The organism is Thermodesulfomicrobium thermophilum DSM 16697, from assembly GCF_059568695.1.
In genome coordinates this window covers 168,513-182,944 of record NZ_JCANTW010000013.1, presented here as the reverse complement: position 1 = coordinate 182,944, position 14,432 = coordinate 168,513, and the positions used below count along the sequence as shown (strand labels likewise).

15 protein-coding genes and 1 tRNA gene are annotated in these 14,432 nt (G+C 62.0%); 9 read left to right on the top strand and 7 right to left on the bottom strand.

Annotation, left to right across the window (positions count from 1 at the left end; genetic code table 11):
* Positions 1–32: 32 nt before the first annotated feature.
* Positions 33–1,166 (bottom strand): ABC transporter substrate-binding protein, encoded by a 1,134-nt coding sequence (locus BR00_RS06615; protein ID WP_496476801.1) that lies wholly within the window; start codon positions 1,164–1,166, stop codon positions 33–35.
* Positions 1,167–1,382: 216 nt separating this feature from the next.
* Positions 1,383–2,807: a mannose-1-phosphate guanylyltransferase/mannose-6-phosphate isomerase gene (locus BR00_RS06610; RefSeq protein ID WP_496476800.1), complete on the bottom strand. Its 1,425-nt coding sequence runs from the start codon at positions 2,805–2,807 to the stop codon at positions 1,383–1,385.
* Between the two features lie 190 nt (positions 2,808–2,997).
* On the opposite strand from BR00_RS06610, the gene BR00_RS06605 reads away from it, so the two are divergent.
* From BR00_RS06605 to BR00_RS06595, 3 genes are all read left to right on the top strand, one after another.
* The gene (locus BR00_RS06605) at positions 2,998–3,267 is read left to right on the top strand and encodes a hypothetical protein (RefSeq protein WP_496476799.1); all 270 of its coding nucleotides are present in this window, start codon (positions 2,998–3,000) and stop codon (positions 3,265–3,267) included.
* Between the two features lie 79 nt (positions 3,268–3,346).
* Positions 3,347–3,423 (top strand) — tRNA-Pro (locus BR00_RS06600).
* A gap of 127 nt (positions 3,424–3,550) precedes the next feature.
* Positions 3,551–4,360 carry a rhomboid family intramembrane serine protease gene (locus BR00_RS06595; protein ID WP_496476798.1) on the top strand — a complete coding sequence of 270 codons (810 nt, stop codon included), beginning with the start codon at positions 3,551–3,553 and terminating at the stop codon, positions 4,358–4,360.
* 87 nt (positions 4,361–4,447) lie between these two features.
* Here BR00_RS06595 and hflC read toward each other — a convergent pair whose 3' ends face one another.
* Entirely contained in the window at positions 4,448–5,293 is an 846-nt protein-coding gene (gene hflC, locus BR00_RS06590) for a protease modulator HflC (protein WP_496476797.1), read from the bottom strand.
* Positions 5,293–6,333: an FtsH protease activity modulator HflK gene (hflK, locus tag BR00_RS06585; protein WP_496476796.1), complete on the bottom strand. Its 1,041-nt coding sequence runs from the start codon at positions 6,331–6,333 to the stop codon at positions 5,293–5,295. Before hflK ends, hflC begins: the two co-directional genes overlap by 1 nt.
* A 63-nt stretch (positions 6,334–6,396) precedes the next feature.
* On the opposite strand from hflK, the gene BR00_RS06580 reads away from it, so the two are divergent.
* Both BR00_RS06580 and rnhA read left to right on the top strand, forming a co-directional pair.
* A complete protein-coding gene (locus tag BR00_RS06580; RefSeq protein ID WP_496476795.1) occupies positions 6,397–6,891 on the top strand; it encodes a hypothetical protein in 495 nt (164 codons plus the stop codon).
* Complete coding sequence (gene rnhA / locus BR00_RS06575; protein WP_496476794.1) at positions 6,888–7,349, top strand: ribonuclease HI; 462 nt, start codon at positions 6,888–6,890, stop codon at positions 7,347–7,349. Before BR00_RS06580 ends, rnhA begins: the two co-directional genes overlap by 4 nt.
* 20 nt (positions 7,350–7,369) lie before the next feature.
* Here the strand turns inward: rnhA and BR00_RS06570 are convergent, their stop codons facing one another.
* The gene (locus BR00_RS06570; RefSeq protein ID WP_496476793.1) at positions 7,370–8,437 is read right to left on the bottom strand and encodes a phosphotransacetylase family protein; all 1,068 of its coding nucleotides are present in this window, start codon (positions 8,435–8,437) and stop codon (positions 7,370–7,372) included.
* Between the two features lie 33 nt (positions 8,438–8,470).
* A complete protein-coding gene (locus tag BR00_RS06565) occupies positions 8,471–10,528 on the bottom strand; it encodes an acetate--CoA ligase family protein (protein WP_496476792.1) in 2,058 nt (685 codons plus the stop codon).
* 11 nt (positions 10,529–10,539) lie between these two features.
* Between BR00_RS06565 and rnc the strand changes: the two genes are divergently transcribed.
* Positions 10,540–11,277 (top strand): ribonuclease III, encoded by a 738-nt coding sequence (gene rnc / locus BR00_RS06560; protein ID WP_496476791.1) that lies wholly within the window; start codon positions 10,540–10,542, stop codon positions 11,275–11,277.
* A gap of 63 nt (positions 11,278–11,340) precedes the next feature.
* Here the strand turns inward: rnc and BR00_RS06555 are convergent, their stop codons facing one another.
* Positions 11,341–12,285 (bottom strand): flagellin N-terminal helical domain-containing protein, encoded by a 945-nt coding sequence (locus BR00_RS06555; protein ID WP_496476790.1) that lies wholly within the window; start codon positions 12,283–12,285, stop codon positions 11,341–11,343.
* Between the two features lie 208 nt (positions 12,286–12,493).
* Here BR00_RS06555 and BR00_RS06550 point away from each other — a divergent pair, with 208 nt between their 5' ends.
* From BR00_RS06550 to BR00_RS06540, 3 genes are all read left to right on the top strand, one after another.
* Positions 12,494–12,844: a flagellar protein FlaG gene (locus BR00_RS06550; RefSeq protein ID WP_496476789.1), complete on the top strand. Its 351-nt coding sequence runs from the start codon at positions 12,494–12,496 to the stop codon at positions 12,842–12,844.
* A 139-nt stretch (positions 12,845–12,983) separates the two neighbouring features.
* A complete protein-coding gene (locus BR00_RS06545) occupies positions 12,984–13,883 on the top strand; it encodes a hypothetical protein (RefSeq protein WP_496476788.1) in 900 nt (299 codons plus the stop codon).
* Entirely contained in the window at positions 13,880–14,431 is a 552-nt protein-coding gene (locus tag BR00_RS06540; RefSeq protein ID WP_496476787.1) for an HD domain-containing protein, read from the top strand. The genes BR00_RS06545 and BR00_RS06540 overlap by 4 nt, the downstream gene beginning before the upstream one ends.
* The last annotated feature ends 1 nt before the right edge of the window (position 14,432 follow it).

Sequence of the window (14,432 nt, the reverse complement as noted above, 5' to 3'; positions counted from 1 at the left end):
TCGCCCTCCCCGGTTTGGCCGTATTGTGGGGATTACAGTTCTGGCTGGATGCTGCCCACGTAGGTTTTCTTGCCATCCTTGATGACCACGATGCCCACGGGCTTTTCCGCGTCATGGGTCTCATTGATGGTGGTCACCCCGGTAACACCCACGAATCCCTTGGTATCGGCCAGCGCCGCGCTGATCTTGGCGGGCTCTGCGGAGCCGGCGCGCTTGATGGCGTCGATGATGATCATGTACGCATCATAGCCCAAGGCGGCGTTGACGTTGGGGTCCTTGTCCGGATGTTTCTTCTTCCAATTTTCCGTGAACTTCTGGGCCACGGGGTTCATGTCCGGCATGGAGGGGTCATAGGGGAAGGTGGTGTGCATGAAGCCCTCCACCGCCGACCCGCCGATGCTGACGATCTCCGGGTTGTCCATGGCGTCGCCGCCCATGATCTTGAAGGTCGCCCCAAGCTCCTTGGCCTGCTTCATGATGATGGCGCCCTCGGCAAAATACGAGGGAATGAAGAGCACGTCCGGTTTCTTGGAGATGATCTGCTGCAGCTGGGCCGTGAAATCCTGGTCACCGGACTGGTAGTTGAGCGCAGCCACCACCTCGCCGCCCTGCTTCACAAAAGAGCGCTTGAAAAAGCTGGCCAGGCCCACGGAATAATCGTTGGCCACATCCACCAGCAGCGCGGCCTTCTTCAGGCCCAGGTCCTTGATGGCATAGGTGGCCGCGCCCGCGCCCTGGAACGGATCGATGAAGCATACACGGAAGATGTGCTTCTTGCCTTGGGTCACCAAAGGATTGGTGCAGCTCGTGCCCACCTGGGGGACACCGGCCTTCTCCGCCACTTCACCGCCGGCCATGGCCAAAGAGGAGCCATAGGTGCCGATGATGGCCTGGACGTTCTCCTTGTCAATGAGGCGCTTCACGGCATTGGCGGCCTCCACCTTGTCGGACTTGTTGTCCACCACGAAGAGCTCCACCTTCTTGCCGAGCACCTCGCCCACTTCCTCGTGCGCCATCTGGACGCCTTCCAGCTCCAACTGTCCGCCAAAGGCGTTCTGGCCGGTGAGCGGCAGGTACACGCCAATGCGTACCGTGTCCACGGCGAAGCTCGGAGCTGCCATGCCAAATACGGCAAGGACCACAGCCAGCAGAAAACAGCGTTTCATGCGTCTCCTCCTTAACGGGAGATAGTTGAATCCACGGCCTCAACGGCCACAACAGAACTCTACCTGGGACACCCCAGGATTTTTTCAATTATCGATTACCAAACAACAGTCTTCCCAATCCTGGAAGTGGCGAGGAGCTACGGGAAAACGGATAGAGCGTCAATCGCCAAAAAACCGCAAGACATGCGGTACGCAAAGCGATCCCGCGAGCAGCGTTCACGCTTCCGCCTCTTGAAGATTGCGACCATATACGTCTTCCAAGCGCACGATATCGTCTTCCCCGAGATAGGGGCCCACCTGCACCTCGATGAGCTCCAGGGGGATGCGGCCAGGGTTTTCCAAACGGTGGACGGTGCCGAGCGGGATGTAGATGGATTCGTTCTCTCGCAAGAGGATCTGCTCCTGCCCCCGTGTGACCACCGCGGTTCCCTGCACCACCACCCAGTGCTCGGCGCGGTGAAAATGTTTCTGGAGAGACAACACCTGCCCCGGCAGGACGGTAATACGTTTCACCTGATAACGGTCGCCGGCGTCGATGGATTCGTAATTTCCCCACGGCCGGAAGACCTTGCGGTGCGTGACCGCCTCAGGCCGGCGGCGCGCCTTGAGGGTATCCACCAATTGTTTGACTTCCTGCACCCGGTGACGAGGGGCGACGAGCACGGCGTCGGTGGTTTCCACCACGATATGATCGGCAAGGCCGACTGCAGTCACCAAGCGCGACTCGGCATGGACAAAGGAATCACGCACGTCCGCCAGGAGCACGTCGCCGTGCACCACGTTCCCGGAAGCGTCCTTGGCACCTGCTTCCCACAGGGCGTCCCAGGAGCCCAAATCGCTCCAGGCCGTGGCAAGGGGGAGCACCGCCGCCCGGTCCGTGCGCTCCATCACTGCGTAGTCGATGGACTTCTCGGGGCTTGCAGCAAATTTTTCGGCGTCCAAACGCAAAAAGTCCAAATCCTGACAACTGGTGCCCAACGCGGCCCGACACGCCGCCACCATATCCGGTTCGAAGCGCTCCAACTCCGCCACCACTCTGTCGGCCCGCAGCACGAACATGCCCGAGTTCCACCAATAATCATCACGTTCGCAATACTGCCGCGCGGTGTCCGCATCGGGCTTTTCCACGAAGCGCGCCACCCGGAAGCCACCCTCCGGCAAGGCCTCCGCCCGCTGGATATAGCCATACCCGGTCTCCGGCCGCGTGGGCGGAACGCCAAAAGTCACCAGATAGCCCGCCTCGGCCAGCGGCATCGCCGCGCGCACCGTATCTTGAAACAACGTTGCGTCGGCCACGGCGTGATCCGCCGGGAGCACCACGAGCACCGCATCGGGGTCCTGGCACATGGCCGCCAAGGCGGCCACGGCCACCGCAGGGGCGGTATTCCTGGCCACTGGTTCGAGGATGATACGGGCGGCAGCGCCCAGCTCCCGAAGTTGATCCGCCACGATGAAACGATGCTCTTCGCTGCACAGCACCAGCGTCATGGCGGCGCCAAGGCCATCAAGACGTTTCCAGGTGGATTGAAGCAGCGTGTCTTCCCCTAAAAGGGGAAGCAGCTGCTTGGGGTACAGTTTGCGGGACAACGGCCACAAGCGGGTGCCGGAGCCTCCGGCAAGGATCACAGGATACAGCGCCATACGCATACCTCCCAAAAGAACAGTCGCGTCCCTTGCTACGGGCTCCCCCGTAAGGAAGCAAGGGGACAAAAAAAACACCGTCCATCCCTCTCTGTTCCTCCACAAAAACCAGCCCGAAATAGTCCGTTTCTTGCGCCAAACAGCCCCTCAGGATAGGAAACGTCCGTGTCATATTCACCCAGGAGGTCCCATGCCCCCCAAAATCCGCCCTGGATATCCGATGCCCTTCTCCTCCCACCATGGCCGCAAAGTCGGTATCGCCGTGGATACGCACATGGCCGAAGAAGGGCGGGTGCAGGTGGTGTATCTGGACGCCGCGTTCAAGGCCCGCCTGGGGTGGCTACGCTGGCAGGATGCGGGATGGTCTTGGGACGAGGCCGACCTCGACGGCCCCAGTGCGGAAGACCGTCCCGAACTAGAATCATACGTTTTCACGGTAAAAAACGGGCGCTACGGCTAAACGCCCAAGGCGGGCGCAAAAAAAACCGCGAAAAATCCTTGCCAAGCGTCAGGCCTTGGCCTAAGAGCGCCTTCGCTTTCGGGATGTGGCTCAGTCTGGTAGAGCGCTGCGTTCGGGACGCAGAGATCGCGCGTTCGAGTCGCGCCATCCCGACCACACGAACATAAGGGCTTGGAGGAACGCCTCCAAGCCCTTTGTCTTCATCCATGCCATGTCCACTTCCCCTGACCGCACCCCCTGGGTACCCGTAGCCACCCGCCTTTCCCGGAGCCAAGCACGGCTCATGGCTCTCGCCCTGGCGGCCAAGGACATTCCCTACCGCGTGCTCCGTTCGGCCCGTGGGTTCCGAGTCCTGGTGCCCGAACACCACGCGCCCGCCGCACAGACAGAGATCGCGGCCATGCGCAGCGAGCTCGACCAACCGCCCATGGAGCCGCCCCCTCCTCGTTCCGGCACAAACACCGTCTTCCTTCCGCTTTTGGCCGAAGGCATCTTCGGCCTCGTCACCACCCACGTCCTTCCCCTGACAACCATCCCGCGCAGCGTCTGGATCGACATCGGCAGCGCCAAGGCCCACGCCATACAAGACGGCGAACTCTGGCGGGCCGTCACCGCCCTCACCCTCCATGCCGACGGCGCCCACCTCATAGCCAACCTCGCCGCCGGGGCGCTCTTTGTCGTCATGGCGGCCCGGCGTTTCGGGGCAGGCCTCACCTGGCTGGCCATCACGCTCGCCGCTGCCATGGCCAACCTTCTGGTGGCCTGGTTTCTGGGGAGCCCCCATGACGCCATCGGCTTTTCCACGGCGGTCTTTGCCGCAGTGGGGCTTGCGGCATGGAGCAACGAGCGCCGACTGTCCACCACCGTGGCCATAGGTCTGGCCCTGCTCGCCCTGCTGGGCATGGGTGGCGAGAACACCGACCTTGCATCCCATGTGGCAGGACTGATCACCGGCCTGATGGCGGGCGGCATCCTCAAACGATGGGCGCCCCGCACCCGCGCGCTGGATGCCCTGCTCTTCGGCGCAGCCCTGCTGCTTCCTGTGAGCGCCTGGGTGCTGGCGCTTCGCGCCGCCACGCCGCCCATCCCCTGAGCATAAAAAAGGCCCCAACGCCGCGCATCCGCGTTGAGGCCCTTCAGTTCCTCCGGGAAGATCAGCCCGGGGGGGGCATTCCTCCTCTCAGCGCAAATACTGCAAAAACTCGCTCTGCGGGGTGAGCACCACATCCGTCCCATTGGTCAGACTATTGCGGTACGCCTCCAGCGATCGCCAAAAGCCGTAAAACTTGGGATCCTGACCAAAGGAGTCCGCATAGATGGCTGTGGCCTGGGCCTCGCCTTCGCCGCGCAGCTGCGCAGCCCGGCGGTTGGCCTCGGCCAAGAGCACCGCCCGTTTGCGATCCGCGCCGGAGGTGATCTTCGCCGCCTCTTCCCGCCCCTCGGAACGGTACTGCTTGGCCTGGCGCTCTCGTTCTGCCCGCATGCGGCCATAGATGGCCTTCTGGTTTTCCGGCGGCAGATCCGTCCGTTTGATGCGCACATCCACCACCGCGATACCCAACTCATGGAGGCGGGTATCCGCCGCCTGGCGCACTTCTTCCATGATGGTCGCCCGCTCCAAGGCCACCACTTCGGTGAGGAGGTAGCGGCCAAGCACCTCACGCACCTGCGAGTAGACCACATCGTCAATGCGGGCGAGTGCTCCGGGGATGGTTCGCACCGAGCGATAAAACAGCAGCGGATCGGCAATGCGCCAGCGCGAATAATTGTCCACCACCAAGTTTTTCTTGTCCCGGGTCAACACCTCCGCCGGCGGGGCGTCGTATTCCAGCACCCGGGCATCGAAGTATTCCACCTTTTGGATGAAGGGTAATTTGAAGTGCAGTCCTGGCCCCTGGGGCGCGTCGCCCACCGGGCGGCCCAGCTCCAGCACGATAGCCCGCTGGGTTTCATCCACCACATACACACACTCCCACGCCGCCACCACCAGCATGATGGCGGCCACTACGGCAATCTGTATCCGCATCAGCGCTGACCTCCAGGAGAAAGGGGAAGAAGAGGAAGGGTCCGGCCCATGGCCTCGGGATCCACGATGGTCTTATGGACCCCGTCGCTTCCAAACACCGCTTCCATGGTCTCAATGAGCAGACGCCGGCGAGTCACGTCCTCCGCCTTGCGGTACTGCGCCAAGACGGAAGTAAAGCGCGCCGCTTCGCCCTCAGCCTTGCGGATGACCGTCTCACGGTAGGCTTCGGCCTCGTTGATGATCCGCGCCGCCTCGCCGCGGGTACGCGGCAAAAGGTCGTTCTCGTAGGCCTCGGCTTCGTTGATGAAGCGACTCTTGTCTTCCTTGGCCGAAGCCACGTCCTTGAAGGCATCAATAACCTGTTTCGGAGGGTGGACGTCTTGGAGCTGTACGGCAACCACCCGGATACCGCTCTCATAGGTATCGAGGATGCGCTGCATGAGCGCTCGGGCCTCGTTTTGGATGGCGAGCTTGCCGTCCGTGAGGGCGGCGTCGATCTTGTTGTAGCCGATGACCTCGCGCATGGCGGCCTCAGCCGCGTCTTTCACCGTTTTCTCAGGATTGGCGATACGAAAGAGAAACTTCTCCGCGTCCGCGATCTGATACTGCACAATGAACTGCACATCCACGATGTTCTCATCCACAGTGAGCATCAAGGATTCTTCCGGCACAAGGCGTATCTGCGCCCCGCCTTGAGTCACGAAGGCGGTGCTTCCCCGAAAGCCGATCTCCACCCGCTGGATCTTGGTGACCTTGGGAGTTTGCACTTTCTCTATGGGGAAGGGAAAATGATAATGCGGTCCAGGCTGCGTGGTACGATGGTAGGCGCCAAAACGCTGCACCACACCCACTTCATCCGGTTCCACGATATAGATGCCACTTGCCAGCCACAAAAGAACGACCGCCCCGACGATCCAGCGGATCGCAGGAGGCCGCAACTGGCTCCAATCCTTGACGCGCTCTGTAAAATCTCCAAGATTTGGCGCAGGACCCACTGGCCGTTGCCGGCGCTGCTGGAGTTTTTCCCAATCCCATGTCATCGATCTCTCCTCCTGTGTTCAAGGCGTTGCCGCAATCACTCCGACTGTAACCATGGAGGTCCCATGCGACTGCCCCGCATCTCTGGTTCGAGCCCCGCGGAGAAAATCCTCCGCTTCGTGGGCGTGCTTGGTGTCTTTGTCCTCGTCGGATATCTGTTTTGGGTCAACCACCAACGATCCTTGGAGGCCGTCACGGACCAAGGCATTGTCTGGGATCAGACCAAGTCCCTCTCTGCGGAGCAAAAAAACGCCCTCATCCGTTTTGCCCGGGTCATGCAAAACACCCACGGCATCACCGTGCGCGTGCGCATCACTCGAGACGGCATCCTGCTGCCCACCATGAACTCCAAGACCCTCATGATCGCGCTCTGTCCATCCCGGCGTGAGGCCCGGGTGGTGTTCCCCCCTCTCTTGCGGCATGCGCTCAAACCCGGTCTCGAAGCCGAGCTGGAAGGGCCGCTGCTGCTTCCGTACTGGGAAAATGACCGATGGCAGGAAGGGCTGGGACAAATCGTCCTCACCATCACAGAGCACATGGAAAAGCTGGGGCGGCCGTGAGCGAAGTTCTTCTCTTTACCGATGGCGCAAGCCTCGGCAATCCTGGGCCTGGAGGATGGGCCGCCATCCTGCGTTGGGGCAGCCATGAGAAAGAACTTTCCGGCGGCTTTGCCCACACCACCAACAACCGGATGGAGCTGCTCGCCGTCATCGAAGGACTGACGGCCCTCACCCGGCCGTGCCACGTGCAGGTGATCACCGATTCCCGCTACGTCCACGACGCTATCGCCAAAGGGTGGCTGCCGGCATGGCAGCAGCGGGGGTGGAAAACCGCCGACAAAAAACCCGTCAAAAACCAAGACCTCTGGCAGCGGCTCATCCCCTTGCTTTCCCGCCATCACGTGGATTTCCATTGGGTCCGCGGCCACGCCGGCCATCCGGAAAATGAACGCTGCGACGTCCTCGCCAAACAGGCGGCCCAGGCCCCAGGACTTCCCCAGGACCCGGGCATGACGTAACCACGCGAGTCGCCGCGGCGCTATTTCAACCCCAGTGTCTCCTTGATATACGCAAAATCGATGATGGAGCTCACGAGTTGGGAGCCGTGCTGAATTTTGATGAGATCCCGCAGCTTGTGCCGCGACAAAATGGCCTCCATCTTTTTGGCTACCGTAAACGTATCGTCGCGCACCACCACGATGGGCACTTCGAGCACCTCCGCCCGGGTCATGATGATGTCATTGGGATAGAGATTTCCGGTCAGCACCAAACACTGGCATTGCCCTTCCAAGGCCACGAGCTGCACATCGGAACGGTCTCCGCCGACGATGATCGCGGATTTCTTATTCTTCCGGAAGTGGGTCATAAAGTTTTCCACCTGCATGGTGCCGATGAGAAAACTCTCCACCACCCGATCCGCCTTGGCCTGGGCCGTGATGATGCGGCCGCCCAGACGCTCGGCCAGGTCCGCCACTTTGATGGCCCCCATGAGAGGATCGGAGGGAATCTTCCCCAGCACCTTGACCCCCTTGCTCTCCAAGAAAGGATGCAACAAGCTGTCGAGTTCATCCCGAAAGCTCGGCGGAATATCGTTGAGGAGCACACCTAAAAGCAAATCGCCGAGGATCTCCCGCAACACCACCAGAAAGTCGTAGTTGAGCTCCTTCATATAGCGATCGATAACGATCGCCTTGATGCCCAAACGCTGCACCACGCTCACGCCATCAACGCCGCAATATTTGCCCGAATACATGCTGCCGGACCCGGCAACCAGCATGACGTCTTTGTCCTGGGACAATTTTTCGTATGCGGAGACGATTTTTCCCATCAAATCTTCGCAACGTCCCCCAAAGGCGCGCATCTTGAAATCTTGATCCACCACCACGGGAGTCACCAGGGTAGGATCGTCACTGAGTCCAAGAATCTCCTGCACGAAAAAGGCATCGGCATCCCCCAGGACGCCATTTTTTTCGAGCGGCAAGGCGCCCACGGGTTTCATATAGCCCACGCGGTAGCCTTCTTTTTGCAACCGCAAGCCCAAGCCCATGGCGACCATGTTCTTGCCCGAATAACTCGACGTCGAGCCAACATAAATTCCAACGGCCATACCCATTCTCCTTGGCAAGGGGTTTGACTGATCCTACTCCACAGGCACGAGACACACCCGGGCATCCACAATCCATGCTCCCCGAGGGGTGATGAGGACCGGATCCAGCTCTACGGTATAGAGTTCGGGCATATCCAAGGCGAGCTGCGACACAGTCAGCAGCACATCCTCCAGGGCACGCAAATGCATGGGCTGCCTGCCGCCACGGCTGGCCGCCAGAGGGGTGAACTCGCGCACCATGCGGCTGGCGTCCGTCAGCGAAAGAGGCGCCAAACGAGCGTTCACTCCATGGTGGTCCCCATCGCACAAGCCGAGGCGGACCACCGGGCCGAACAGCGGGTCCCGAACCACCCACACCCGCGCCTCCACCACAGGGCCAGCAATCATCTCCTGCACCCAGCACCCGGAAATGAAAGCCTCTGGCCGCAAGCGCTGCACCCGATGCGTCAGGCGCACGAATCCCTGGCGCACGGCTTCGGGGTCCGCCAATCCGAGATCCACCCCATCCACGTCGCTTTTGTGCTGGATGTGCGGCGAGGCGATCTTGAGCGCCACCGGCGCGCCCAAACGACGGGCGATGCGGGCCGCGGTCTTGCTGGTGCGGGCGAGCTCCGTTGCCGGGTGCCGCAATTCGTACGCCTCAAGCAGGGGAAACACCGCCGGGCCGGCCATGTCCCGATGGCCCACGCTCATGGCCTCCCGCAGCCACAATTCCGCTTTGGTGCTGTCCCGACGGTAGCACACCTCCACCGGAAACGGCTCCTCCTTCCAGCACCCGTACGCAAGCATGGCGTCGAGCGCCCTGGCCGCGGCCGCAGGAGAAGAAAAACACGGCATTCCCTGGGCATGGGCCTGCCGCACCAGCGCGCCTGGGCGTTCCCCCACCACACAGAGCGCTACCGGAGTGTCTTGGCGATCCACCTGCGCCATGGCGTCCAGCACCGCCTGCACGTCCGTCCCCGCAGGACGGGCGATGACGGCCAATACCAGACGCACTCTCGGGTCCGCCACCGCAAGACGCAGGGCCGCAGCAAAATCCTCCGGCGTGGCCTCCGCGCCAAGATCCAAGGGGTTGGCGGGCCAAGCCCCGGTCTGTCGCCGCAGGGCCTCGGCCGTGGCCCGTGAAAAACGGGCGAGTTCCAAGCGCGTGGCGCTCAGGGCGTCGGCGGCCAAGACACCAGCGCCGCCGGAGTTGGTGAGGATCGCCACATGCGGTCCGGAAGGCTCCGGGAGCAGAGCAAATGCCTTGACGGTATCCAGGAAGGTTTCCAGGTCGGAAACGCCAATGATGCCCGCCTGGCGCAAGGCGGCACGGTACGCCGCCTCCGACCCCGCCAAGGGCCCGGCGGCCGCGGCCACGGCCTGCCGCCCTTGAGTGGTGAGACCGCCAAGGAGCATGACCACCGGCTTCATCCGAGTGACGGTCTGGCTCACCCGGGCAAAGCGCCGGGCGGCAAAGACGCCTTCCAGGTATCCGGCGATGACGCGGGTCTCGGAGTCTTCCGCCAAATACTGCAGGATCGAGGCCTCATCCACCGCAGCGCGATTCCCAAGGGCGGCCAAGCGGGAAAAGCCCACGCCTTCGGCCACGGCCCAATCCACCACCGCCCCGGACACGGTCGCCGATGGGGAGAAAAACGCCACCCCTCCCGATGGGGGGAGCTTTTCCAACAGCGATGCGTTGAGCCCTTCCGGCCAGGAAACCACGCCCAGGCAGTGCGGACCGAGCACCGCCACATTGGCCTCCTGCGCCACGGCGGCCAAACGTTTCTCCAAGAAATATCCTTCACCGCCCCGATCGGCAAAGCCGCTGCCGGGAACCAAAGCAGCGCGCACCCCGGCCCGAGCAAGCCGTTCCACCGCCCCGGGCACTTGTGCCGGAGGCAGGCACACCACAGCCAAATCTACCCCGGCCAGCGCGAGGGTTTCCGGGAGACTGTCCCGGCAATTGACTGCCGTTACAGCACCCTGATAGGCCCACTCCCGCAGCCGCGCCAAAAACCGTGCAGCGACGGTTCCTTCTTCATGGCACGGCCCCACAACAGCCACCGCCTGGGGGGAAAAAAGCGCTCCCACATGAATGTCTTGCATGGAGTTCCGTAATGTCCGAGGATTTTATCCAACGTGTACTGCATGAATTGCATCGCATGCTCGCCTACCAACCCAGGCAAGTCAAGCTGTTCATTCAGGCCCTTACCCACAGCTCCCATGCCAACGAGCACCAAACCGAAAGCAATGAACGCCTGGAATTTCTGGGGGACGCCGTGCTCGAACTGGCCGTGAGCCACGCCCTCTACTCCCGCTTTCCCCATGCCCAGGAAGGGCACCTCACCAAGATGCGCTCCGCCCTGGTCAGTGAGACCGCCTTGGCGGAAGCGGCCCGCACCATCGGGCTGCATGAATGGATCTTATTGGGGCGAGGAGAGGAGGCCCAAGGAGGACGGGAAAAAAATTCCGTGGTCAGCGACGCCCTGGAAGCGTTGCTCGGCGCCCTTTTTCTTGATGGAGGATTGCAGCCGGCGTGCGCCTTGGTGGACCATCTTTTTGCCGGCAAATGGCCATCGCCGCCCGAGACCTTCCGGCCGGCGGACTTCAAGAGCAAACTGCAAGAATATACGCAAAGCCGGTGGCGGCAGCGGCCGACCTACAGCCTGCTTGCCAGTCGCGGCCCCGAACACGCCAAGGAATACCACGTGCAGGTCACCGTGCCTGATGGCCAGAGCTTTTGCGCGTGGGAAACCAGCATCCGCAAGGCGGAACAAGCAGCAGCGGCAGCGGCGCTCCAGACGCTCACCGAAGGCGATGGCCAGGCCGAGAGTCTTCTGAAGCCGGGGTCCTGACGGACCCCGGCCTGTCTTTGGCCACCTGCCACACTCCGCATCAGCGCGTCTGCGCCCGTTCCATTATCCCTGAATGAGCTGCATGGCCATCTGCGGCAATTGGTTGGCCTGCGAAAGCATGGCCACCGCAGATTGGGTAAGGATCTGGTTGCGCACGAATGCGGTCATTTCCTGGGCCACGTCGGCGTCGGAAATCCGAGACTCCGCAGCCTGCAGGTTCTCCGCCTGGATCTGCAGGTTGGTAATGGTGTTCTGCAGCCGGTTTTGGAGCGCACCCAAATTGGCACGGATGTTGTCCTTGGAGACGATGGCCGCATTGAGGGCCTCCAGGGCCTCTTGCGCCGCCTGCTGGGTGGAGATGCTAAAGCCGGCCCCTGCCACGCCGGAGCCGTTGTCACGGTTCACATCCGCCTGGTTCCCCACACCCAGGGCCGAGGCCGTGGCGGTCTGGATGGCGATGTAGTAGTAGTCCTCGGCAGAGCTGTTGCCCGTGCCAAAGTGGACCTTGAGCGGGCCGGTGGAGGCCAGTCCTGAACCATCATGAGAGCTGGCCCAGCTTGCCACATGCGGAGTGGATGCCGAAAGATTCCCATTCAAGAGATAGATGCCGTTGAAGTTGGTGGCATTGGCGATTCGGGTGATTTCCGAGGCCATGGCCTGGTACTCGGAGTCGATGATGAGGCGCTGGTCCGAGGTATAGGTGCCGGTGGCCGCCTGTTCGGCCAGTTCCTTCATACGGATGAGCTTTTCATCGATGACCTGAAGGGCGCCGTCGGCGGTCTGGATGAGGGAGATGGCGTCGTTGGCGTTGCGGATGCCCTGCTTGAGGGAGGCGATATCCGCGCGCATGAGTTCGCGGATGGCGAGGCCCGCCGCGTCGTCTGCGGCAGTGCCCACCCGCAGGCCTGAGGACAGGCGGCGCGTCGAGGTGGACAGGGCGCCATAGGACTGAGTCAAGTTTCTGGCGGCGTTCATCGCCATCAAATTGTGGTTGATGACCAAAGACATGGGAAAAACCTCCTTGTTGGTGTGGTGTGCCCCTCCTTTTGCAGAAAAGATGCCGAATATTTTTTTATCAACAAAAAAAAGTTTCTAGCGATAATTCCCTCCTCGGATCCCGCCCAAGCGGTCATTTTTTCCGCACCCCTAAAGTTCTCCTCTCCTCGACCGATAAGAGGGATAAAACTTCATCACCGAAAACCAACGGAGGCCAATCATGAATTCCATTGCCGCCATCACCCTGCAGGATCCCACCCCACCGGCGGCCGATTGGACCTCGGACCGCCAGCCCCAGCGTGACCCCGACCTGGAACGGCAGCCCGGACCGCCGCCTCCACCGCCTTCTCCCGAGACCGTAAAGGAAGTGGCGGACGCCATGAGCGCCTATATGGCCTCCCTGGGCGTGGAGCTGCGTTTCCACGTGGACGACTCCACGGACCGTCTCCAGGTGGAAGTCCGGGATCCACAAACCGACAAACTCATCCGCAAGATCCCGCCGGACGACATCCTGCGTCTGGCCGCAGCCATCGAAGAGACTGTGGGCGTATTGGTGGACCGCTCCCTCTAAACCCGTCTCGCACCGTCTCCAAAAAACGATCTCCGGATAGAGTCGCCCCGTTCCGGCAGCGTCGCCGCACGCCCTGAACGCCGAGAGCGGGGCTTGCCTCTGGCGCGGGCTTTTGCCATGCTGGTGGGCCGGAGGAAGTATGGGCAAGTGGGTGGACCGTATTTGTGAAATCGTCACGTTCCTCTTCGACCCCCTGCATCATTTCTGGGAGAGCGAGGGCTTTCACCGGCGGGCGGCAGCCCTCCTCGTGCTCGTCTTTCTCGCGGCCCTGGCCGGTATCGAACTCGGCCGCCAAGGACTTTTGCCCGCGGCCCTCGCCCAGCATACCCCTGCCAACCATTTCCACGCCGTCAACCTCGCCTTCACCTTGGTGCTCATCCTCGAAGTGGTGAGTTTTCTCTTCACCCTGCCGTGTTCCTTTTCCAAATCCCTGGGCACCCAATTCGAGATCCTGGCCCTGATCCTTTTGCGCAACGCCTTCAAAGAGCTGAGCCTCCTCGGCGAGCCCATCACCGTGGAGGCCAATCTGACCCCAGTGCTCCACCTGGCGGTGTCCGGATTCGGGGCGCTCGTCCTCTTCGCCCTGCTCGGGGTCTTTCGCCGCATCCAGCCCAAACACAAAAAAGACACCCTGTCGGCCACGGCCCTGTACCGCTTCGTGGCCATCAAAAAGGCCATCGCCCTGGTGTTGCTGACGGTCTTCGTAGGCTTCGGCCTGACCAACGTGGCCATCACCCTGGCGGGACTGCCCCACGTGGAGTTTTTCCCCTTTTTCTACACTCTGCTCGTCTTCACCGACATCCTCGTCGTGTTGGTGGCGCAATATTTCTGGCCATCGTTCCACGCAGTGTTTCGCAACTCCGGCTACGCACTGGCCACGGTGTTCATCCGCCTGGCCCTGGCCGCACCGCCCATCTACGACGTGGCCTTGGCCATCCTGGCCATTCTCTTCGCCATTGCCTTGAATTTGGCGTGGAACCGCATGTTCACCGGCTTCCCCGCCCGACGACCCGAAACCACTCCGGAGCGCTCAGCATGATTTCCCGCGAAAAAGCCCTTCTCCTTCTTGACGAAGCCAACACCCCGGCGCATCTGCGCGCCCATGCCCTGGAGACCGAGGCCGTTCTGACGGCCTTGGCGCGGCGCCTTGACCACGATCCCGAGCTCTGGGGTCGAGTGGGGCTGCTGCACGACCTCGACTACCCCGCCACCCAGGACACCCCGGAGCTCCACGGCGTCATCGCCGCCAACTCCTTAGGGGGGATGCTTCCTGAAGCAGGTCTCGCCGCCATCCGCGCCCACAACGAAGCCACCGGCTTTGCCCCGACCACTCCCCTGGATTTCGCCCTGCGCTGCGGAGAGACGGTCACCGGCCTCATCCATGCCGCGGCCCTGGTGCGGCCGGAACGCACCCAAGGGCTCAAGGCGTCGAGCCTGCGAAAAAAAATGAAGGACAAACGCTTCGCCGCCGCAGTGTGCCGCGAAACCATCGCCGAGTGCAGCCACCTGAACCTGGCCCTTGACGAGTTTCTGACACTCGCCATCGCCGCCATCCACGACATCGCCGGCGAGGTGGGACTCACCTAGC